Genomic DNA, 21,870 nt, shown 5'->3' with positions numbered 1-21,870 from the left:
TTGTCAGACACAGTTTGAAATAGAGTAGTAAAAAGGCCATCATTTGATGGCCTTTTTAATGTTCGATATTTAGCTACGACTAGGGCTCTGTTTACTTCTCTTCATACATCAAGTAGTAGCTTTGCTCCATGCCTAGCGCACTGTAGGTACGTTGAGCATTGGTGTTTTCTTTCTCTACATAAAGTCTAAAACTCGCGGCGCCGCCATTTTCTGCTGCAATGTCTTTAACGGCTTGATAGAGCTTGCCATAGATCCCTTGGCGGCGATTCTCAGGGCGAATATAGACGCTTTGAATCCAGTAGTAATCTTTCGCGCGCCAGTCACTCCACTCGAATGTCACCATCAATGAACCGGCAATCTCGCCATTGATCTCTGCAACGAGGTAGAAGCCTTTTTCTGGTGAGGTAAGTAGGGTATTTACTCCCTTATTAAGCTGTTGAGGGTCTAAGCTTAAGCCTTCAGTTTCCTCTGCCATCGCTTGGTTAAAGTTAACTAGGGCTTGAAGATCGGCAGCTTGGCCTTTACGAATAATCATTTTTTTAGGGATCCTTTTTTTGCGGCTACTTTAGCATGAAGTGGCAACTGCTCTATAATTTTTGCAATTCTTATTCGACTAAAGTCGAACTCTGCTAGACTTTTTTTATGGCCTTCATAGTATTGGAGTGGTGATGAAAAAGGTGAAACCGACAGCTTCAAGCTCTGTAAACTCCACAGAGTCAACAGCTTCGCCAGAGTCGACAGTCCTGTCTCAGCCTGTTGTTCAGTCTGAGCAGGTTAGGCATGTATGGCACTTTGCTCTGACACTTCTCACATTCGGTGTCTGGGGGCTCGTCTGGTGGTGGATTATCTTACGTGCAGAGAAAAAGCAGATTTTTTCTGGCTTCGATGATGCATATTGGAGCTACTTGATGGAACGCGATCAGCCACCGGCTGCACTTCATAGAATGCATTTCACTAAAAATGAGAAAAACTCAAAATTTGATGCCTAAAATTACGATTTTCTCAATGAGCTAGTAGTTATTGTTGTGACTAATCCATGGAATGTATCAGCGTGATACAGATCATCTCTCGCTTCTAAAGCTTATGCTAAACTGCCGCGTTATTTTTGAGCTAGTAATTTGCTGGTAGTCCTTCCTTCAATCGTTTCAAGGTTTAAATATGTCAAGTCAACAACCTTCGCTGGTGAAAAAAGTGTGGTCGAGCTGGATGTCTGTGCCTCTGTGGTTACAGATCATGATTGGTATGCTATTAGGTATTTTAACTGGGGTTAGCTTGGGTGAGCAGGCGACCTACTTGAAACCAATTGGAACGTTATTTGTTAATACTATCAAGATGTTGATTGTGCCTCTGGTCTTCTGCTCTTTGATTGTAGGCGTTACCTCAATGCAAGATACGGCCAAGATGGGTCGCATTGGTTTCAAGTCGTTCGCTTTCTACTTAGGTACCACTTCAATCGCGATCACTTTAGGTCTAGCGGTTGGTCACTTTATGCAGCCGGGTACAGGCCTAGATATGGTACCTCATGAGACAGCTGCCGTTGTCAAAGAAGCGCCATCGGTGATGCAAACTTTGATCGATATCGTGCCGACTAACCCGATTGCAGCACTAGCCAGTGGACAGATCCTGCAGGTGATCGTATTCGCCGTAGCACTCGGTATTGCCCTTGTACTGATTGGTGAGCATGGTAAGCCTGCTATCAAGGTGTTCGAAAGCCTTGCAGAAGCTATGTACAAGCTAACTGATTTGGTGATGAAGCTTGCACCGTACGGTGTGTTTGGTTTGATGGCATGGGTAGCTGGTGAGTATGGTGTCGATATGCTGATGCCACTGATCAAAGTCATTATTGCGGTATATATCGGCTGTTTCTTACATGTAGTCGGTTTCTACAGCTTTGTTTTAGTCGTGTTTGCCAAGTTAAATCCTATGCAGTTCTTTAAAGGGATCAGTAACGCGATTGCCGTGGCTTACACTACATCTAGTTCTGCAGGCACGCTGCCAGCGAGTATGAAATGTGCCAGCGAATACTTAGGCGTGAACAAGAAGATCTCAAGTTTCGTCCTGCCTTTAGGAACCACGATCAACATGGACGGTACCGCACTTTATCAAGGTGTGACTGCGCTGTTTGTTGCTCAAGCATTTGGTATCGATCTGACTTGGGTCGACTATATCACCATCATTCTAACGGCAACGCTTGCGTCTATTGGTACTGCGGGCGTCCCTGGTGCGGGTCTAGTTATGCTGACCTTAGTATTGACCACTGTGGGTCTGCCACTTGAAGGTGTTGCGTTAATTGCTGGTATCGACCGTATCTTGGATATGGCACGTACCGTAGTGAACGTTTCTGGTGACCTAGTGGCAACAACCGTGATTGCTAAATCAGAAGGTGAGATCGATGTTGAGCACTATAATGCTAATGCCGAAGAGAGTGCTGAGATGGCTGAGAAGCTAAGCTCTTAATCCTAGCGAGCAAAACTCAGGCTCATCTCTAATGGTGAGCCAATAAAAAACCGCCTTAATGGCGGTTTTTTTATGTCTGGAACATTTATGGCGATTTGCCATGGATGGCAAAAAATCGTCGTTATGTCTGGAACATTTATGGCGATTTGCCATGGACGACTTTCTCAAGATAATAAATCGTCGTTATGCCAGATCTAGCTTAGTAATTACATCTTGCTCAGTATTAAGATCGTCTTGTTATCGGCGTCTTTTAGCAGGAGTTTACCGTTAGCCATCTGGGCTTGGGTGACGGCTGGCATCACTTGCATAACGCGCTGCTCTTGTGCCATTAGCGCATCAACACAGGCTTTCATTGTGCTACCTGCAGGTTGTAGTTGTAGCGATTGGCCGGCTAGTACATAGTTACCAAAAAAGTTATTGCAGCTGTTGTTGCCTGTGAGTTTACCTTCGGCTTCAAACGTCAGTTGGGCTGGGCTGTAATCGATGACAGGTTGGCCATTTGCAGACTCAATATGCCATGTGCCCTCGATAGCTAAATCCTCTATTTGAGTTGGAGAAGTCGACTGGCAAGCAGTTAAACCCAATAGCAAACTTGCTACGATTAAGGATTGTTTTATCATGTTCGGGATCCAAGGTGATTAATATCAATATATTGTGAGTATTTTAGTACAAAATCAACAGAGAAAAGGCGACTTATAGTGGAAAAAAGTGTAATAAAACCGCTAAAAATATTGCATTGGTTAGGTTTAAGTATGTTGCTATGTGCGGTGGGCATCTATTTTCTATCCGATATGTCACAGCGAGTTGAAGGAATGGTTATGATTGCGAGCCTGTCAGGCCTCGGCATGGTGATGATGTCACCTTTCCCTATCGCGCTGTTTTTAGATTGGGCGCGTAAGCAAAAATAACAAAAAGCAGGCTCTAGGAAGAGCAAAGACGGTAAAGGCCGAGAAAGGCCGGAAAAGCTGAGACGGCTGAAGCCGGAAAAGATAAAGCGGGAAGAGCAAAGATAACTTTTGGCTTTTCCTCGCAGGGCGAGCCCGTCCTCGAAGCGAAGCGCCCTAGGCCCTTTTTTTAATGTAGGTCGGCATTTATGCCGTCAACAATGGCCATAAAACCGTAAGCTTGATGGGCTAAAGCCCAACCTACATAAAAAACACTGCGCCAGCTTTTGATTGTATAGCAGGACGAAGTCCGCTCTAGCCGCGAAGCGTCCTAGGTTCTAGGTTCTAGGAAGAGCAGAGACGGTTAAAGCTGAGAAAGGCTAGGACGGTAAGAGCTGAGACGGCTGAAGCCGGAAAAGATAAAGCGGGAAAACCAAAGATAACAGCCTGACGCTCTTGCTTTTCCTAGCAGGGCGTAGCCCGTCCTCGAAGCGAAGCGCCCTAGGTTCTAGGAAAAGCAGGCCTTAGGTTCTAGGAAAAGCCAAGAAAGATCCTAGGCCCTAGGAAGAGCAAAGACGGTAAAGGCCGGAAAAGCTGAGACGGCTGAACAAAGATAACAGCCTGACGCTTTTGCTTTTCCTAGCAGGGCGTAGCCCGTCCTCGAAGCGAAGCGCCCTAGCACCTAGAGCCTAGACCCTAGACCCTTCTTTCTAGAATCCCGATTTCTTTCTAAATCTGCGATAGCTTCTTGCTGCATAGGGATTAATGACAACTGTGTATCTGGTGTAAAAAAGCTCTTACCGACAACTAGGTTTATCTCTGGTGCCTCTTTGTGTACTTGTTTACGCAGGCGTGCAATCAAACTATCGAGATTAGATTCGTTATCGACGAAGGCGAGAATAATAAATTGATCGCTCTGCAGTCTGGCAGATATATCGGCTTCTCGCATGCTATCGGAGATGATCCGAGCAATAATACGAGTGCGTTGAGACTCGGTATATTTTTGATGAAGTTGCGGCGAGGGCTGATCTTCTAAGACGATCAGTCCGGCGTGAGAACCGAAGCGGCGACTTAAGCTGAGTTGTCTCGGCGCCATCAGGTTGAATCCGTAGGGGTTGAGCATACAGGTAAACTCATCTTGCACCGACAGTCTCTGCAATTGCCCCATCAGGTACATCTGCTTTAGTTCACCTTGGAGCAGCGCCTTAATGGAGTCACAGACCGCTGCTGAAGTGGCAGTCATACAGTCGCTGGCTGGATCACAAATGACTAGGCACCCAAAAAGTCGCCCATCTGGCCAATTGAGTTTGAGCACTAACAGTTTACGGAAGTCAGTAAAACTGCCACCGATTTTTACAGTGTCTAATGGGGTTAATCCATAGCTGACACTGTCGCAGATGGCATCAATAAGCCCTTCTCTTTGAAGCATGGCTCCCGTGGTTAAGCTGCTATTGGGGATCTTTTGGCTACAAATGATCTGCGCATCTTTGCCATTAGATTGGATTATGAGGGTGTTTTTAGATTGATAAAGGTCGCTAATTAAATCGACTTGCTGCTGCCATCGAGGCAGGTTAATGGCGGGATGATCCATTTCCCGTAGCCAACTATTATGATTGATTTTTGGGGCTAACATGGTTGGGCTCACTTATTTTTATTGGGGCCGTGTTCTGGTTTTATCACGCGAAAATTGTCGAATAACTATACTGGCTTTTGTCGGTTGGATAAATGTTAAAAGTGTGAAATCTTGATCTCTGTTTGTATAAGTTATGCTCATCGGATCTCTTGGTTAGCCGTTTATAAATGGCAGATACCATGATTGGTGAAAATCGATAATTTGAAGCCTAACGACAGCAATCTTAATTCAGCTATAATCGGCGACAAATTAGTGTTTTTGCTGCACAGTATGTAGAGTGAGCCTAGATAAAACAGATGAATAAAACAGATGAAGATTAGACGAGCTAAGGCTGCGGACATTACCGCTCTGGCCGCTCTGGAGCAGAAGCATTTACTGGATGAGTTAGCGGCCGATAAGCGTGATAATTCGTTACAAGGACAGTCTTTCACTCAGGCAGACTTAACCACATTGGTTAATCAGCATTGGGTCGTAGTGGCTGAGGTTGAAGGGGAGATTATCGGTTATGTGATTGCTGGTCGTTGGTCCTTCTTCAAACAGTGGCCTATCTACCGAAATCTGCTTAATCGTTTGCCTCGTCTCGATTATGAGCGTGCCAAGTTGACAGAGAAAAATTGTTGTCAGTATGGCCCAATATGGATAGATAGTCGTCATCGTGGGCAAGGCATTTTTGAAGCGTTAGTGGCTTTCCTTAAAAAGATAGTCGCCAACGAGTTATCTTATATGCTGACCTTTATCGCTGAAGATAACGGGGGCTCTTTCGCAGCTCATACTCGAAAAGGCGGTATGCAAGTTATCGATTACATCAGCTTCGATGGTCGTGATTATTACTTATTAGTGTTACCCACTAGCGAAAGCTATTTCTAAGGATCTTTATGTTATCTGAATCAGTCGCCTCAATCTTTACGCCATACCTAACATTAAACTTGTCGGCTTTTGATAATTTGAAGTTAGTTGTGGCAGTGTTAACCGATAAGGGCGAAGAGTGTCACGCTCTTGAGGCTGAGGTTCTCTTTGATGGTAAGCAGCAAAGTGCTTATCTGGTGCGCTGGAAAAAGCACTTTATTTATTGTGGTCGCACTAACTCATACGGTAATCAAATCGATGAGATTGTCGATTTAGAAGCGATTGCAGCCGAGTCGATTCAGGTGCTGCAGCCACCAGTACTTTCTATGCAACAGGTGGAGTTTATGTGTATGGAGAATGCACACTTTGACCATTGTTAATGGAGTTTGATGGCTGTTAGTTGTTACAAATGATTGAGCTTCTAACGCTAGCAAGCTGCGCTTGATAAAGACCGTGGGCTTTCAGCTCACACTTGGTTGAGCAGGGAGTTAGTCAACTACTCCCTTAGCGACTTCTTTCAAAAGACACTCTGTCTCAAAAGACTTCCTACTTCAAAAGAGTCTGCTTCAATAGAATCATTTTTTCGAAAGAATTTAGGCCGCCGCGATAGAAGTGGCTGAGCGACCTTAGCCGGGCTCGACAGGATTATAATACAGGCATTATTGTCTTTTTAAACCAATCGGTGAGCAAGTCGCGCTCGTAGGGGAAAGGGTCGTTGCCTATGGGCTGGATATCCGTTAAGAAGCCCATGTTATTGAGTTTTTCATTTCCTGATTTTATGACTTTTCCATTCTGAGTTAATACGTAATCAAAATGAATTTTGGGCGGGTAGAGATCGGTAACTACGCGAATATCGTCAGTGGATGCACCAAAAGTTGGTTGCACATCGCCGGCTAAGTCTACGTTTGTCACGGTCAGGTCGAGCTGTTGGTCGGCACCTAAGTGTTTATTCGCGAGTTTTCCAAGTTCTTTAGTCAGCTCGGCAAACAGGTATTTTTCAAACTTTGATTGCACTCCAACACTGGCTTCAATATCGCTGTAATCATTGGTACTTTGCCAAAGGATATTTACATTACCATCATTGGTGAGAAAGTTTTGCGGCTCAGTGGGCTCCTGTTGTTGAGCACAACCGCTTATTGTTAATGTCGCGGCAACGATTACTGTCATTAGTAAGTGTTTCATAACTGCTCCGTTTTAGTTCAGGTCTATCTATTTATAACTCAGATTTTTGATTTAGCGAATTTGAACTTTAATAAGACTACGCCCAACAACTTAAGCAATCAAACCTCCTATGAACTTAAAGTTAGACTACTGCTAACAATTAATCTTGCGGCGCTTCATCGATACTGCTAACGAGTAGAGTCAAGGGGGAGAGCACTGCCCCAGCTTGTGGTTTTCTCTTAGGTAAAAATACTGTTGCTAACGCATTTATTTATCCGTTTTAGCGGCCTTTGAATATTATACCAATCAGTACAAACATTTAGTCACTCAGCGAGAGCTTAGCGGTTTTGAGGCAAGGCAACGAGCGAAGAGCATAGTTGTTCTACGTTCAAGTTCGTTAACATAGCATCAGAATCGCTAAAACTCGCCAGTCTGGAACGTTTTTGGCTGCCTACTTCTGCGTTGAATAGATTTATAAGGGAATAACCATTATTGCAGCTATTCGCCTTGAATTAGTTTGCCAAAAATCGTTCTGAGCTGATCAAATCCTTATACTGATTGGTATTAGTTTTATGCAACTAATCAAAGCAGTGAATATTAAATTGAATCGTTATTGGGTTATTCAGCCTTAGTGCATCTATGGCACTTTTAAGCTAAATCCTATCAATTGGGAACATTTCAGCGTTTTGTTAACGTTTGTTAGATGGCAACGTGCTAACAATCACACAAATAAAGTCGAGTTTAACATTTTTGCATCAAATGATTATCTTGTTGCAACCCCATGTGGATCTAATTTTTAACTTAAGACGATTGTTCTGAGCTATGCCTCGCATTGAGTAACATTGCGAGGATTGCAACCGAGGTAGTCACACTTTATCTGTCGTCAGTTCGATAAATTTCACTTGCCCCGTTTAAGAGGGCTAAACATAAGTGAGTGGAATTGATGATGAAAATATTCGATATGAAAGTTGCAACATTAGCAACCCTCATCGGGTTGTTGTTAAGTGGCTGTTCTGGCGATGATGGTGAGAATGGTAAAGATGGTGATCCTGGTATTCCAGGAAAGCCGGGGATCCCAGTAGCAACAGATGCGAAAGCATTAACCGTTGCAGTGGATACCATTTCTGTAGGTGCTCAGTCAGATATTACTTTTACAGTAACCAATGAAAAAGATTTACCCGTTGTCGGGTTACAGAATTTTGGTTTTATTTTATCGGGGCTAGAGCAAGGAGTTGAAGGGGACGCGAGTCAATGGAAGCTGCTTAGCTCAGAGGCATGCCCTGCTAGCAAATATTCAAAATGTGGATCTCTGGTTGATAATCAAGATGGCAGCTATACCTATCGCTTTGAAAAGGACGTTACAACCGAGTCCGCTTTTACAATTACTGATGACAAAACCCTGAGGTTAGTGCTCCGCACGGGTGGGGAAGCCGTCGGTGCTACCGAAATTTCTTATGCAAATACACATGTTGATTTTAGTGGACAAGGTGAAGCAGCACATTACACCAAAAATGTTGTCAACAACCAAAACTGCGGCAGTTGCCATGATGACTTTGCAATTCATGGTGGAAAGTACACCGAAGTAGAAACGTGCGCAGCTTGTCATACAGATAACAAAGTAAGTGATATGAGCAAAGTATTCCCAATGCTGGCTCATGAAGCACATATTGGGGTGATTTCAGCACCTGTTGGTGGGTGTGATAATTGCCATTCTGAAAATGAGCAGGCAACAGATTATGCAAATTGGAAAATGGTGCCAACAGCTGAGACTTGCGTAACGTGCCATAGCGATGTCGACTTTAAGGAAGGGGTAAATCATTGGCCTTATGCAGATAATAGCCAGTGTGCGAGTTGTCATACTCCAGAGGTTATCGAGAAACTGCATTTAGCGACCTACCAAGGGCAAAATGAGCGTCGTGCAAATCTCCATTTAACTGTGACTGATGCAAAAATGGTTTCTGCACCGCAAGCGGATGAAAATAAAGGGACACCAGGTTCTTACGTGCAGCTGACTGTTGATATTTTAGATAAAGATGGCAACAGCCGTAATGAGCAGCTTGATAAAGTTAAGTACCTATATTACGCCGAGTTTTATATAAACTGGGGCGGTCAAGATATGGGAATGGGACTCGGTGAAAATGTTGCTGCTGGTCGCGGTAAAATCTTACGAGTTCACACTAATAAGGGGCCGTATCCTGGTTACTCAGACAAGCCTATCGTGCTCAATTATGAGAATGGCAAGACAACCTACGAGATCGGGCCATTTGAAATGGAAGATGAGTTCGAAGGGGATATTAGTGATAACTACGGCATAGTGACCCCAAGGATCTGGTTCTGTATGGATGCCAGCGGTGAAAACATCATGGACTGTGATGGTCAGACAGACTGGAGCAATGGTGCAGCAGGATATAACTGGTTAGAGTTCTTCGACAACAAGGGCTTGCTCCCTGAGCGTCCACGTCGCGAAGTGGTGACTAACGAATTATGCGGCGACTGTCATGGTACAACGACCTCCGAAGATGGTTTTGTACAGATGACATTAAACTGTCGAAATTGCCATTCTAAAGCGGGTGATAGTGAGTTTCATGGAACCACTTGCGTATCAGGTAATGTTGACAGTGAAGAACAGATCTTGCTTAAGAATTTGATGCCTCGCGGTGAACGAGACTGGACGACTGCATCAAACGCAGCTGAAGAGTGTATGGCTTGCCATAATGCTAACGTGCCTCCAACTCAAGTGATCCGTGATGCCCATACCAAGCAAGGTGACAGTGATTACGTTGAACAGCTTACAATGAGCCATCCAGACCAAAAAGTGTGGATCCACTCTATGCATGCTAACAATCGTGCTAATCAGGGCGGCGAAGGCTGGAGACGTAATGTCGAGTACTCAGCTGATCTGGCAAACTGTGCTAAGTGCCATAAGGGCGATAGTTACGATGCCAAGTATCTTGTAGGCCGTAAGCCATTGGCATTGGATCTTGATTACATGGACACATACACCGATCCCACTAACCCTATCAATGGTCGCTATGCGGTTGATGCAAAAGCTGATGCTTATGTCTCGCCTACTGCAGCAGTGTGCCTAAGCTGTCACGGTAAACGTGCCGCTGAAGAGGGAGAAGATCGTCGCCAAGTGCGTAATGAGGTGATTGCCCATATGAAGCAAAACGGTGCACAGTTCGGTGTGGCACTCAATGAGTATACCGGAGAAGAGTCGTGTGCTGTTTGTCATAATCTGAATAACCTGAAGGAATCTCATAACCTTAAATAGCGTTTGAACCCTGCATTTATTCGGCCCTAGCAATATTGCTAGGGCCTTTTTTTAACAGGGTCACATTTATTAACAAAGTCTAAACTCTTTTTCTAAAACCTCAGTTCAAGTCAGGTTTAAATGAGTGATGAAGACATAGAATAACCGAAGGGAAACGCTAAGGATTGCTGGAGAAAGAGGTTAGCTTGTGAAAATAACAAAATTTTTAATTATAGATTTAGATGCAAGAGATTTAGTTGATCTGAAGACCTCGGAACGCCATGCTCTTTCTCTTGCTGAATTAGAAGTTTTAAAGTGCCTTGTCCACCACGTTGGTGAAGTCGTGAGTAAGGAGCAATTAAATATTGCTGGTTGGCCTGGACGTATTGTAGCCCCTTCTTCTCTAACTCAGTGCATGAGTAGTTTAAGAAAAAAATTAATATCGCAAACTGACATTGAGTTGAAGAATATTCCACGCTATGGCTATAGCTTATGTATAGTTGATGAAAATAATGCAAACACAGAAGATAAACCTATAGCGCCTGCATCTGAAAAACAGCAGGCATCCACGAACAATATTGATAATAAATTAGCTGATAGACGAGCGACGGTTAATTACCGCAATCGTTTTACATGGGCTGCATCATTCGTAATGATAGGGCTTATTATCACGTTACACTTTACTGGTGGGCTCAAGAAAGCGGTGAACTACCTTTCACTCCTTACTGAACCTCAAGTAGCTGCCATTACCACTCACAATCTTGAGTTTGCGCATACATCCTCTTTAGTCAATAAAGTTTTCTTAGACTCGCAGTTAAATGAAACTTCTCAAAAGACCAATAGTTTAGATAAGTTGATTGCGAATTGGTTTAACTACGAAAGCGTCTTGCCAGCTTCAAGTGAGAAGCAGTTATTTACCTATGATAATGGTTATTACGAGTCAGTTGCTTTGTGTAATGACTTTGAAAGTACTTGCAGTGATAAGCAGCCACTTAACTTAGTAAGAACTGCTGATGCACCATTAACTCCTCTTGATATTCAATGGCTGGCAGATACCAAATTGAGAATGGAGCAGGTTACATATAACAAGATTTTGCTCGATCAATTTGAATCAGACGATAAAGGAATCGTGGAAGATGTTTATCGGGCTGATGTTTATTATTACTCTGATACGAAAAATGTCGTCAGAGCCGATGTGAGATTGTCGATGATATTCGATGCAAATAATCGAGGTAAGCTAGTCGCAGCGGCTTGTATTACTGATGATCTGCTCAGAGAGATCTCGATTAGGTATCAATTTAGTGGTGACTTTAAGCTGAACAAATCGGTTGTTGATGGCAAAGTGGTGAAAACCTTTTTAGTTGATGTGGATGAATACAGTTTTACTAGTCCACAGGAAGTTTCAAAAGAGTCTGCAACTATCTATCGAGAAATTCGTAAGAACGTTTTACAAAATGAGCAGATGGTTATTAGGCAAGTTTACCAAGATGAAGACAGCGGAGTATGGATGTTACCCTTATGGGGAGAAACCATGGTTTGGGCGCACAGAGAGCAAGTCTCCTTGTAGTGAATTGATTTTAGCTGGTTCGTAATTGTTTTGGTGTAACTTGTTTGCTTTGTCATGCACAAATCTGGATTAGAGTGAGGTTTTACAGTGAGTAACTCAGACGCCAGATAATACTGCATTTCTAACTTAGCCTAGATACGGCTACGGCTGTGACTCTCCAAGCTTTGGTGAGAGATAAAAGAGTCATCCCTTAGCGTTCCAGACGCAGTTACAAATATTAGATAGAGGGCTTATGTTTATTCGAACTTGCCTAATACAGCTGATGGTGAGTTAGTGTTTTCTGTGGGTTTACGATTGGTTTGATTTCAGTAAGCAATGACTATCCAGACTAGAAAGCTCTTTGCTCCCACTTATTGAAGAGTGACACGTGATGTAGAGCAAGATATTTTTACGGCGTTATACGCTATTCAGTACTAAGCTGGCATCATAGATGCGCTAGCCTAGAATTATAGAGTTGGCACCATAGAGGCAGTAGTTTGGTATCATAGAAGCAACAGCAGTGGTTTTTTATCTTTAAATTTTTTCGAAGCTTGCATGCTTCGCCTGGAAAACAACACATGAGTAGTACATCGACACATAAACCTCGGCCTATGGTTGACCTGTTAGTGAGTATCGCCATCCCGGCTTTTATTTTAATGAAGTTAAGTGGTGATGATCAGCTAGGCGCGAGTGGTGGCTTAATGTTGGCGTTAAGCTTTCCGCTAGGCTGGGGCGTATTTGAGCTGGTCAAATACAGGAAGTTTAATTTTATCGCCTTGCTTGGCTTAGCCAATGTGCTGTTAACCGGTGGTATAGGTTTACTAGAGCTTGATCTTAAGTGGTTGGCAATCAAAGAGGCTGCAATTCCAGCGATTATCGGTACCGCTGTTGTGCTGTCGACCTTTACTTCTAAGCCATTGATTAAAGCCCTTGTCTTTAATCCGGCGGTGATGGATGTTGATAAAATCAATGATAGGCTTAAACAGAACAACTGTGTGGCGGCGTTTGAAAAGCGACTCATGACGGCCACCTATTTGGTTGCCGGATCGTTCGCTTTCTCTGCCGTTATGAATTATGTATTGGCTAAATGGATTGTGACTAGCCCAACCGGCACCCCTGAGTTTAATGAACAGTTGGGGCAATTGAGCTTATACAGTTACCCAATGATTGCTGTGCCATCTATGTTGATGATGATGGGCACCTTTTATTATTTATGGCGTACGATTCGAGATCTGACAGGGCTTAAGCTGGAAGAGGTTTTAGCCAATCAATAATGGTGATGTGGGAATGTTTCCCACACCCTAGCGGGTAATCAAACTTCGTTTGATAAAAGTCGTGGGCTGGAAGCTCACGACTTTGGTCAGGCGCAGCCTGATAAGTGGCATGGCCACGACTTTAGTTGTTAGACGCAGTCTAACTAACAGGATTTATGGGGTTAATCCCATTAACACCAACCTTTCGCTATCCCTCTGATATTTCAAAAACAACTGTTGAATATCATTGGGCGCATCTGCAATGACACTAAACCCATGTTGTGCATAAAACCCTTCTAAATGCGCTAAGGCAAAAATATAAGTCTTGCCGTTATTGATAACGGATGAAAGTTCTCGCATCAACTGATGCCCAACACCTTGGCCACGAAAATCGGGATGCACTAACATGCCAGTTAAAATAGCTAACTGGCCAATAGGCCGAATACGCGCACTGGCAATGATTTTAGAAAGAGTAATGCTTGAGCAAGAGGCTCCAGAAGAAGATAGTTCAACGTCATTAGCCGAAGTGCAGTTATCTTGGATTAACACGCAGATGGACTCTTTCTGCAACAAGCGTGCATAAGGCATGTGTTGGCGGTAGAACTTCTTCACCTCGATACGTTCATCAGGCGCTAACCAAGTTAATTGCACTTTAATACTCACTATTGTTGCTGGAAGCCGAAATTATGACATTAAAAAACCGCCCTTAGGCGGTTTTTTATTGGCGTTGAATAAACAACGCCGCACTAATCGATAACGATTAAAGACCAGCGTCAGCGCGTAGTGCTTCAGCTTTGTCAGTCGCTTCCCATGGGAACTCTTCACGACCGAAGTGACCGTATGCTGCAGTCGCTTGGTAGATTGGGCGAGCTAGGTTTAACATCTCTGTTAGACCGTATGGGCGTAGGTCGAAGTGACGACGAACTAAGTCGATCAATAGCTCTTCACCCACTTTAGCCGTGCCAAATGTTTCGATGCTGATTGAAGTTGGCTCTGCAACACCAATCGCGTAAGAAACTTGGATCTCACAACGGTCAGCTAGACCTGCTGCAACGATGTTCTTAGCTACGTAACGTGCTGCGTATGCTGCACTACGGTCAACTTTTGATGGGTCTTTACCTGAGAAAGCACCACCACCGTGACGTGCCATACCGCCGTATGTGTCAACGATGATCTTACGACCCGTTAGACCACAGTCGCCTACTGGACCACCGATAACGAAACGGCCAGTTGGGTTGATGAAGTATTTAGTGTCTTTAGATAACCACTTAGCCGGTAGTACAGGCTTGATGATGGTTTCCATTACGCCTTCAATCAGATCAGACTGGCTAACGCTTTCACAATGCTGAGTTGAAAGTACAACCGCGTCGATACCGGCAATGCTGCCATCTGGGTTGTAAGCAAAAGTCACCTGACTCTTCGCATCTGGACGTAACCAAGGAAGTGTCTTGTCTTTACGCACTTCAGACTGACGCTTAACTAGCATGTGCGAGTAAGTGATCGGTGCAGGCATTAGCACGTCGGTTTCGTTGTTGGCATAACCAAACATTAGACCTTGGTCACCAGCGCCTTGCTCTTTAGGGTCTGCACGGTCAACACCTTGGTTGATGTCTGGAGACTGCTTACCAATCACGTTTAGGATTGCGCAAGAGTCTGCATCAAAACCCATGTCTGAGTGAGTGTAGCCGATGTCACGCACTGTCTTACGGGTGATCTCTTCGATATCAACCCAAGCAGAAGTGGTAACTTCGCCGCCAACCATAACCATGCCAGTTTTGACATAAGTTTCGCATGCTACACGAGCTTTTGGATCTTGCTCCAAAATTGCGTCTAGTACCGCATCAGAAATCTGATCGGCGATTTTATCTGGATGACCTTCTGAGACCGACTCAGAGGTGAACAAGTGCTTTGCCATGATGGAAAATCTCGTCTTTAAACAATTTGAATGTGTAGAAGTATCTACATCTAGACGGCTATTCTAGTGTAAATCCGAGTCGATGACACCCCTTTCACTAAATTTTGTGCAGTCACGCGCGCTATTTATTTAGTAGACATATGACAAGCGGTTGTTATGGTTTAGATTAGCCTTTTGTAAATTAAGGGGATTTTAAGGTTTTTATTAAGCTTGTTCTCACTATGAAATGATCTAAATTTACCAACTCAAGGATACGCAGGCGCTGAAAAAGAGTCTTTAGCTGATAAAGGCAGCCATTTGATGAGCTTAAGTTGCTTAACCTTTATTCAAGTACGCAAAATCAGCCAATATTTTTCATTCTGGGCGAATTAAATTTGCGTCCTACTGCCTAGTAGGCGAAAATATGGCTCCAAAATTTGCTGTAGGGAAGGGAAAAGCAAATACAAATTTGCGGCCCTTGTCTTTATCTAAGCCTCAATACCTCAAAACGAAGCAGGAGAGAGCATGTCATCTCGTAAAGAACTCGCAAACGCAATCCGCGCATTGACCATGGATGCTGTTCAAAAAGCCAATTCTGGTCACCCAGGTGCACCAATGGGGATGGCTGATATTGCTGAAGTGCTATGGAACGATTTCCTAAAGCACAACCCAAACAACCCTGAGTGGGTTGATCGTGACCGCTTCATCCTTTCTAACGGCCACGGCTCTATGCTTATCTACTCTTTGCTACACCTAACAGGTTACGCATTGCCAATGGAAGAGTTGAAAAACTTCCGCCAGCTTCACTCTAAAACGCCAGGTCACCCTGAATACGGTTACACACCAGGTGTTGAAACCACAACGGGTCCGTTAGGCGCTGGTATCAGTAACGCCGTAGGTATGGCAATCGCTGAGAAGACACTGGCTGCACAGTTTAACCAGCCCGGTCACGATATCGTTGATCACTTCACATACTGCTTCCTAGGCGATGGCTGTTTGATGGAAGGTATCTCTCACGAAGCATGTTCTCTAGCGGGCACCCTAGGTCTTGGTAAGCTAATTGCCTTCTGGGACGACAACGGTATCTCTATCGACGGTCACGTAGAAGGTTGGTTCACTGATGACACGCCTAAGCGTTTCGAATCTTACGGCTGGCATGTGATTGCCAACGTAGACGGTCACGATAGCGATGCTATCCGTGCGGCAATCGAAGAAGCTAAGTCTGTTACTGACAAGCCAACAATGATCTGCTGCAAAACCACTATTGGTTTTGGTTCACCAAACAAGTCTGGCAGCCACGACTGTCACGGCGCACCATTAGGTGATGAAGAGATCGCTGCTGCACGTGAATTCCTTGGTTGGAACCACGGTGCATTCGAAATCCCAGAAAACGTTTACGCGGGTTGGGATGCTAAAGAAGTGGGTGCTGCACGCGAAGCTAGCTGGAACGAAAAGTTCGCTGCTTATGAAGCTGCATTCCCAGAATTAGCGGCAGAGTACAAGCGCCGTGTTATCACTGGTGAACTACCAGCTGACTTCGAAGAGAAGGCACAGGCTTTCATTCAAGAGTGTCAAGATAAAGCCGAAGGTATCGCTAGCCGTAAAGCATCACAAAATGCAATTGGTGCATTTGGTGCCATCCTACCTGAAATGTTAGGTGGCTCTGCTGACCTTGCAGGCTCTAACCTAACACTTTGGTCTGGCTCTAAGGGTATTCAAGACGATCCAGCTGGTAACTACATCTTCTACGGTGTACGTGAATTTGGTATGAGCGGTATCATGAACGGTGCTTCGCTACACGGTGGTTTCATCAACTACGGCGCAACTTTCATGATGTTCATGGAATATGCACGTAACGCAGTACGTATGTCTGCATTGATGGGCATCCAAAACATCTTCGTTTACACCCACGACTCTATCGGTCAAGGTGAAGATGGCCCAACTCACCAGCCAGTTGAGCAGCTTGCTAACCTACGTATGACACCAAACATGAACGTATGGCGTCCATGTGATGCGGCTGAAACAGCTGTATCTTGGAAGAATGCGATTGAGCGTCGTAACGCGCCTACATCTCTAGTATTTAGCCGTCAAAACCTGCCAGCTCAAGCACGTAGTGCTGAGCAGCTAGCTAACGTGGCTAAAGGTGGTTACGTACTAAGTGATTGCGCTGGTACACCAGATCTGATCCTTATCGCCACAGGCTCTGAAGTACAACTTGCTCTTGATTCTGCTGCGGCATTGACTGAGCAAGGCCAGAAGGTTCGTGTTGTATCTATGCCATCGACTAACGAGTTCGACAAGCAAGATGCAGCTTATAAAGAATCTGTACTGCCAAGCTCTGTGACTAAGCGTGTGGCGATTGAAGCGGCTCACGTTGATTTCTGGCATAAGTATGTTGGTTTCGGCGGCGCTGTTGTGGGCATGACAACCTTCGGTGAGTCAGCTCCTGGTGGCGACTTGATGAAGCACTTCGGCTTTACCGTTGAAAACGTTGTAGCAACCGTTAACGGTCTATAACCAGCAGCTGTGTTAAGGCAAATGATGCAATGGTCAGGCTTAGCCCTCGCTCTAGCGCTAGGCTAGCTATGCGCATTGCATCGAAAAACTGCTCTAAGATACAGAATAACTGTTTAAGTGTTTTTTACTTTAAGCATTTATGATACAACGGCTTACCTAGCGAGGTAGGCCGTTGTCGTATCAATAAATGAGCTATTAAAGGGAATAGAAAGCTTACATGATCAGAGTCGCTATAAATGGCTACGGCCGTATTGGTCGTTCAATTCTTCGTGCACTGTATGAGTCTGCAAAACGCGACCGTATTCAGATTGTGGCGATTAACGAGTTGGCAAAACCAGAAGCGATGCTTCATTTGACTCAGTACGACACTACCCACGGTCGATTCCACACCCAAGTAAAGTTTGAAAACCAACATATGCTTATTGGCGATGATGCCATCAAGCTACTGCATGAGCCCAACCCAGAAAACCTGCCTTGGAAAGAGATGGATATCGATATCGTCTACGAGGCCACAGGCGTGTTAAATGACAGAGCGGAGTGTGAAGCTCATATCAAAGCGGGTGCCAAGCAGGTACTGATCAGTCATCCATCATCAAGTGATGTCGATGCCACCATTGTCTATGGTGTGAACCAAGATTTACTCAAAGCCGAACATACAGTTGTGTCTAACGCCTCCTGCACCACCAACTGTATCGTACCGGTAATCGATGTGCTCAATACGCACTTCGAGGTTAAAAGTGGTGCCATTACCACGATCCATTCTGCGATGAACGATCAGCAGGTGATTGACGCCTATCATGATGACTTGCGCCGTACTCGCGCCGCAGGGCAGTCTATAATTCCAGTTGATACTAAGCTTGCCCGTGGTATTGAGCGCATTTTGCCGCAGATGAAAGATAAGTTTGAAGCGATCTCTGTGCGGGTGCCGACGATTAACGTTACCGCTATCGACCTTTCCGTTACGCTTAACAAGCGCGTTGATATTGCAGAGGTTAATCGAGTGCTCAAGCAAGCCAGTGAAGGTTCGTTTTCAGGCGTTGTCGGTTTTACTAACGAACCATTGGTGTCCTGTGACTTTAATCACGACCCACGCTCTAGCATCGTCGATGGCACCCAGACTCGCGTTAGCGATGGCCACTTAGTTAAGCTACTGCTGTGGTGTGATAACGAGTGGGGCTTCGCGAACCGTATGCTCGATACCAGTTTAGAGATGATAAAGGCGAAAAGAAGGTCCTAGGTTTAAAAGAAGGTTCTAGGATCTAGGAAAGGCAGGAAAAGCCGGAAAAGCCGGAAAAGCTGGAAAAGATAAAGCGGGAAAGGCCGGAAAAGCAAAAGATAACAAATAGTAAAGGTGGTGCTTTTGGCTTTTGCTGTTTCTAGCAGGACGTAGTCCGCTCTAGCCGCGAAGCGTCCTAGATTCTAGGGTCTAGGTCTTAGGAAAGGCTGAGACGGATAGAGCCGGAAAGGCCGGAAAAGCCGGAAAGGCAAAAGCGGGAAAACCAAAGATAATAGTCTGACGCTTTTGGCTTTTGCTGTTTCTAGCAGGGCGTAGCCCGTCCTCGCAGCGAAGCGTCCTAGAAGTGAGCTTGCGAACGCTCTAGAACCTAGTGCACAGGTGTTTTGTCCCTGCGGTCGATGAACAAGATTTGTTTTATTTTTAATTTTAACTTTTAACTTAAGCAATAAGGAAGCATTTAAATGGCGATTCTTAATATGAAAGATTTGGACCTTCAAGGTAAGCGCGTGCTTATTCGTGAAGATCTAAACGTACCTGTAAGCGATGGCGTAGTCACAAGTGATGCACGTCTGCGCGCCTCTCTACCGACTATTAAACTCGCCCTTGAGAAAGGTGCTGCGGTAATGGTGATGTCTCACCTAGGTCGCCCAACTGAAGGTGAATTCAACGCTGAATTTTCTATGCAGCCTGTGGTTGATTACCTAACCAAAGCACTCGATTGCCCAGTACGTCTAGCAACTGACTACCTAGACGGTATCGAAGTCGCTGTGGGTGAAGTGGTTGTTTTCGAAAACGTTCGCTTTAACGTGGGTGAGAAGAAGAACGATGAAGCGCTATCTAAGAAGATGGCTGCACTTTGTGATGTCTATGTGATGGATGCATTTGGTACCGCTCACCGCGCTCAGGCATCGACTCACGGCGTTGGTCTTCATGCACCAATCGCGTGTGCTGGTCCATTGCTTGCCGGTGAGCTTGAGGCTTTAGGCAAGGCACTTGATAACCCAGCTCGTCCAATGGTTGCTATTGTTGGTGGTTCAAAAGTTTCAACAAAACTGACTGTACTTGAAAGCCTTTCAACTAAAGTTGACCAACTTGTAGTTGGTGGCGGAATCGCCAACACTTTCGTTGCCGCAGCCGGCCACAAAGTGGGTAAGTCACTTTTTGAAGCGGATCTAATCGACGAAGCTAAGCGCCTTGTTGTTAATGCACAGAGCCGTGGCGGCGATATCCCTGTACCAACTGATGTGGTTGTTGCAGGTGAGTTTAGCCCAACAGCGGCTGCAACATTGAAAGATGTTAGCGATGTGTCTGACGACGATATGATTTTCGATATCGGTCCTGACAGCGCCGAAGCGTTAGCTGAAATCATCAAAAATGCTGGCACGGTTGTTTGGAACGGTCCTGTTGGCGTATTTGAGTTTGATCAGTTCGGTGAAGGTACTAAGCGTATTGCTCAAGCGATTGCCGAGTCAAACGCCTTCTCTATTGCGGGTGGTGGTGACACATTAGCGGCTGTCGATAAGTATGATATCGCTGATAAAGTCTCTTATATCTCCACGGGTGGCGGTGCTTTCCTTGAGTTTTTAGAGGGTAAAGAGCTTCCTGCTGTGGCAATGCTTGAGAGCCGCGGACAGTAATTGATGGGATCTGCTGCTAATTGATACGAATCGATGAGCAGTTACCAAATAATTACCAAACTGTATGTTGGCGGGCTTTAAATCGACATTTGTCGGGGTTACACTAGCCGCCAACAAAACAGTGCTGATAGTTGTGCATAACAGCGATAATAAAAGCGAATAAAAAGCTGTATTTAACGACTGTAAATAACACTCAGAATTAAAAGTAACCGCTTTAGTGTTAGCCAGCATAGAACTGGAAACGTTAGAGCATAAAAATCCATCCAAACGATAGTGACCTTGGTGAGGCGACTCACCCTATTATTGGAGTAAAAAATGGCCTTAATTTCCCTACGTCAAATGTTAGATCACGCAGCAGAGCACGGATATGGCGTTCCTGCGTTTAACGTGAATAACCTTGAACAGATGCGCGCAATTATGCAAGCTGCCGAAGCAACAGACAGCCCTGTCATCGTTCAGGCTTCTGCTGGCGCACGTAAGTATGCACGTCCACAGTTCCTTAAGTATTTAATGGCTGCTGCACTTGAGCAGTACCCAGATATCCCTGTTTGTATTCATCAGGACCACGGTACCGATCCTGATATCTGTCAGCGTTCTATCCAGTTAGGTATGTCATCAGTGATGATGGACGGCTCTTTGATGGCTGACGGCAAGACACCAGCTTCTTATGAGTACAACGTAGATGTGACTCGTCGTACAGTGGCTTTCGCTCATGCTTGTGGTGTTTCTGTTGAAGGTGAAATCGGTTGTCTTGGCAGCTTAGAAACGGGTATGGCGGGTGAAGAAGATGGTGTTGGCGCAGAAGGTGTTTTGAGCCACGATCAACTACTTACCACTCCTGAAGAAGCGGCTCGCTTCGTTGCTGATACACATGTTGATGCGCTAGCAATTGCTATCGGTACTAGCCACGGTGCATACAAGTTTAGCCGTAAGCCTACCGGTGATGTATTACGTATCGATCGTATCAAAGAGATCCACGCGCGTATTCCTAACACTCACCTTGTAATGCACGGTTCATCTTCTGTACCGCAAGAGTGGCTAGAGATCATTAACCAATACGGCGGTGCTATCCCAGAAACTTATGGTGTACCACTAGAAGAGATCGTTGAAGGTATTAAGCACGGTGTGCGTAAAGTGAACATCGATACAGACCTACGTTTAGCATCGACTGGCGCGGTACGTAAGTTCCTTGCTGAAAACCCAGCTGAATTTGATCCACGTAAATTCCTGAAGGCTTCAATGGAGGCGATGGCAGATATCTGTACCACACGTTACGAAGCATTCGGCTGTGCGGGTATGGGCTCTAAGATCAAGCCTAAGTCACTACAAGCTATGTATAAGGCTTACCAGTCAGGCGAATTAGATCCACAGATCAAATAACCCTGATATTGTCGCAGTCTGTTTAGGCTTGCTTATAAAAATACCTGCCAATGTGCAGGTATTTTTTTACCTCTCCCCCATGAAGCCTCGCGCATAAATGCTGGGTCCCCCCACAAATATAAGTTAGTTGTATCTGCCATTTTCAATTATTAGGGCAAAATGTTAATATTGC

The 21,870-nt window shown here is 44.9% G+C and carries 18 protein-coding genes; 12 read left to right on the top strand and 6 right to left on the bottom strand.

Translation table 11 applies throughout. The features are described from left to right. Positions 1-91: 91 nt before the first annotated feature. On the bottom strand, positions 92-535 hold the full coding sequence (locus K5Q92_RS13445; protein WP_220769510.1) for a GNAT family N-acetyltransferase: 444 nt from the start codon (positions 533-535) through the stop codon (positions 92-94). Between the two features lie 133 nt (positions 536-668). On the opposite strand from K5Q92_RS13445, the gene K5Q92_RS13440 reads away from it, so the two are divergent. Together K5Q92_RS13440 and K5Q92_RS13435 are read left to right on the top strand one after the other, a co-directional pair. After that, complete coding sequence (locus K5Q92_RS13440) at positions 669-989, top strand: hypothetical protein (protein ID WP_220769509.1); 321 nt, start codon at positions 669-671, stop codon at positions 987-989. A 169-nt stretch (positions 990-1,158) separates the two neighbouring features. Further along, positions 1,159-2,457 (top strand): dicarboxylate/amino acid:cation symporter, encoded by a 1,299-nt coding sequence (locus K5Q92_RS13435; protein WP_220769508.1) that lies wholly within the window; start codon positions 1,159-1,161, stop codon positions 2,455-2,457. A 206-nt stretch (positions 2,458-2,663) separates the two neighbouring features. Here the strand turns inward: K5Q92_RS13435 and K5Q92_RS13430 are convergent, their stop codons facing one another. Beyond that, positions 2,664-3,077 (bottom strand): META domain-containing protein, encoded by a 414-nt coding sequence (locus K5Q92_RS13430; RefSeq protein WP_220769507.1) that lies wholly within the window; start codon positions 3,075-3,077, stop codon positions 2,664-2,666. Positions 3,078-3,155: 78 nt separating this feature from the next. On the opposite strand from K5Q92_RS13430, the gene K5Q92_RS13425 reads away from it, so the two are divergent. After that, positions 3,156-3,365, top strand: coding sequence for a hypothetical protein (locus K5Q92_RS13425; RefSeq protein ID WP_220769506.1), 210 nt, complete (start codon positions 3,156-3,158; stop codon positions 3,363-3,365). 658 nt (positions 3,366-4,023) lie between these two features. On the opposite strand, the gene K5Q92_RS13420 is transcribed toward K5Q92_RS13425, so the two are convergent. Further along, positions 4,024-4,974, bottom strand: a complete 951-nt coding sequence (locus K5Q92_RS13420) for a GGDEF domain-containing protein (RefSeq protein WP_220769505.1) — start codon at positions 4,972-4,974, stop codon at positions 4,024-4,026. 309 nt (positions 4,975-5,283) lie between these two features. Between K5Q92_RS13420 and K5Q92_RS13415 the strand changes: the two genes are divergently transcribed. Then, positions 5,284-5,841, top strand: a complete 558-nt coding sequence (locus tag K5Q92_RS13415) for a GNAT family N-acetyltransferase (RefSeq protein ID WP_220769504.1) — start codon at positions 5,284-5,286, stop codon at positions 5,839-5,841. Positions 5,842-5,849: 8 nt separating this feature from the next. After that, a complete protein-coding gene (locus K5Q92_RS13410) occupies positions 5,850-6,200 on the top strand; it encodes a hypothetical protein (protein ID WP_220769503.1) in 351 nt (116 codons plus the stop codon). Between the two features lie 265 nt (positions 6,201-6,465). Here the strand turns inward: K5Q92_RS13410 and K5Q92_RS13405 are convergent, their stop codons facing one another. Beyond that, a complete protein-coding gene (locus K5Q92_RS13405; protein WP_220769502.1) occupies positions 6,466-7,002 on the bottom strand; it encodes a DUF3016 domain-containing protein in 537 nt (178 codons plus the stop codon). A gap of 922 nt (positions 7,003-7,924) precedes the next feature. On the opposite strand from K5Q92_RS13405, the gene K5Q92_RS13400 reads away from it, so the two are divergent. From K5Q92_RS13400 to K5Q92_RS13390, 3 genes are all read left to right on the top strand, one after another. After that, positions 7,925-10,255 carry a cytochrome c3 family protein gene (locus K5Q92_RS13400; RefSeq protein ID WP_220769501.1) on the top strand — a complete coding sequence of 777 codons (2,331 nt, stop codon included), beginning with the start codon at positions 7,925-7,927 and terminating at the stop codon, positions 10,253-10,255. A 187-nt stretch (positions 10,256-10,442) separates the two neighbouring features. Then, entirely contained in the window at positions 10,443-11,801 is a 1,359-nt protein-coding gene (locus tag K5Q92_RS13395) for a winged helix-turn-helix domain-containing protein (protein ID WP_220769500.1), read from the top strand. A 557-nt stretch (positions 11,802-12,358) separates the two neighbouring features. After that, positions 12,359-13,054 carry a VC0807 family protein gene (locus K5Q92_RS13390; protein WP_220769499.1) on the top strand — a complete coding sequence of 232 codons (696 nt, stop codon included), beginning with the start codon at positions 12,359-12,361 and terminating at the stop codon, positions 13,052-13,054. A 153-nt stretch (positions 13,055-13,207) separates the two neighbouring features. On the opposite strand, the gene K5Q92_RS13385 is transcribed toward K5Q92_RS13390, so the two are convergent. Together K5Q92_RS13385 and metK are read right to left on the bottom strand one after the other, a co-directional pair. Continuing rightward, entirely contained in the window at positions 13,208-13,696 is a 489-nt protein-coding gene (locus K5Q92_RS13385; protein WP_259649573.1) for a GNAT family N-acetyltransferase, read from the bottom strand. Positions 13,697-13,793: 97 nt separating this feature from the next. Further along, complete coding sequence (metK, locus tag K5Q92_RS13380) at positions 13,794-14,948, bottom strand: methionine adenosyltransferase (RefSeq protein WP_220769498.1); 1,155 nt, start codon at positions 14,946-14,948, stop codon at positions 13,794-13,796. 504 nt (positions 14,949-15,452) lie between these two features. On the opposite strand from metK, the gene tkt reads away from it, so the two are divergent. The 4 genes from tkt (at position 15,453) to fba (ending at position 21,698) form a co-directional block, all read left to right on the top strand. Further along, the gene (tkt, locus tag K5Q92_RS13375; protein ID WP_220769497.1) at positions 15,453-17,444 is read left to right on the top strand and encodes a transketolase; all 1,992 of its coding nucleotides are present in this window, start codon (positions 15,453-15,455) and stop codon (positions 17,442-17,444) included. Between the two features lie 217 nt (positions 17,445-17,661). Further along, positions 17,662-18,681 carry an erythrose-4-phosphate dehydrogenase gene (gene epd / locus K5Q92_RS13370; RefSeq protein ID WP_220769496.1) on the top strand — a complete coding sequence of 340 codons (1,020 nt, stop codon included), beginning with the start codon at positions 17,662-17,664 and terminating at the stop codon, positions 18,679-18,681. Positions 18,682-19,142: 461 nt separating this feature from the next. After that, complete coding sequence (locus K5Q92_RS13365; RefSeq protein ID WP_220769495.1) at positions 19,143-20,318, top strand: phosphoglycerate kinase; 1,176 nt, start codon at positions 19,143-19,145, stop codon at positions 20,316-20,318. A gap of 315 nt (positions 20,319-20,633) precedes the next feature. Next, positions 20,634-21,698 (top strand): class II fructose-bisphosphate aldolase, encoded by a 1,065-nt coding sequence (gene fba / locus K5Q92_RS13360; protein WP_028765784.1) that lies wholly within the window; start codon positions 20,634-20,636, stop codon positions 21,696-21,698. Positions 21,699-21,870: the final 172 nt, after the last annotated feature.

Origin of the sequence: Shewanella sp. MBTL60-007 (assembly GCF_019654915.1) — a bacterium.
Taxonomy (GTDB): domain Bacteria; phylum Pseudomonadota; class Gammaproteobacteria; order Enterobacterales; family Shewanellaceae; genus Shewanella.
Note: the sequence above shows the minus strand (reverse complement) of the source record. Positions and strands in the feature narration are given on the sequence as shown.

Excerpts from the sequence above, each read along its gene's own strand:
- fba (WP_028765784.1), top strand. The coding sequence starts at position 20,634 with ATGGCCTTAATTTCCCTACGTCAAATGTTAGATCACGCAGCAGAGCAC.
- K5Q92_RS13435 (WP_220769508.1), top strand. The coding sequence starts at position 1,159 with ATGTCAAGTCAACAACCTTCGCTGGTGAAAAAAGTGTGGTCGAGCTGG.
- tkt (WP_220769497.1), top strand. The coding sequence starts at position 15,453 with ATGTCATCTCGTAAAGAACTCGCAAACGCAATCCGCGCATTGACCATG.
- K5Q92_RS13390 (WP_220769499.1), top strand. The coding sequence starts at position 12,359 with ATGAGTAGTACATCGACACATAAACCTCGGCCTATGGTTGACCTGTTA.
- K5Q92_RS13365 (WP_220769495.1), top strand. The coding sequence starts at position 19,143 with ATGGCGATTCTTAATATGAAAGATTTGGACCTTCAAGGTAAGCGCGTG.
- K5Q92_RS13415 (WP_220769504.1), top strand. The coding sequence starts at position 5,284 with ATGAAGATTAGACGAGCTAAGGCTGCGGACATTACCGCTCTGGCCGCT.
- K5Q92_RS13410 (WP_220769503.1), top strand. The coding sequence starts at position 5,850 with ATGTTATCTGAATCAGTCGCCTCAATCTTTACGCCATACCTAACATTA.
- epd (WP_220769496.1), top strand. The coding sequence starts at position 17,662 with ATGATCAGAGTCGCTATAAATGGCTACGGCCGTATTGGTCGTTCAATT.
- metK (WP_220769498.1), bottom strand. The coding sequence starts at position 14,948 with ATGGCAAAGCACTTGTTCACCTCTGAGTCGGTCTCAGAAGGTCATCCA.
- K5Q92_RS13405 (WP_220769502.1), bottom strand. The coding sequence starts at position 7,002 with ATGAAACACTTACTAATGACAGTAATCGTTGCCGCGACATTAACAATA.
- K5Q92_RS13400 (WP_220769501.1), top strand. The coding sequence starts at position 7,925 with ATGATGAAAATATTCGATATGAAAGTTGCAACATTAGCAACCCTCATC.
- K5Q92_RS13430 (WP_220769507.1), bottom strand. The coding sequence starts at position 3,077 with ATGATAAAACAATCCTTAATCGTAGCAAGTTTGCTATTGGGTTTAACT.
- K5Q92_RS13445 (WP_220769510.1), bottom strand. The coding sequence starts at position 535 with ATGATTATTCGTAAAGGCCAAGCTGCCGATCTTCAAGCCCTAGTTAAC.
- K5Q92_RS13420 (WP_220769505.1), bottom strand. The coding sequence starts at position 4,974 with ATGTTAGCCCCAAAAATCAATCATAATAGTTGGCTACGGGAAATGGAT.
- K5Q92_RS13440 (WP_220769509.1), top strand. The coding sequence starts at position 669 with ATGAAAAAGGTGAAACCGACAGCTTCAAGCTCTGTAAACTCCACAGAG.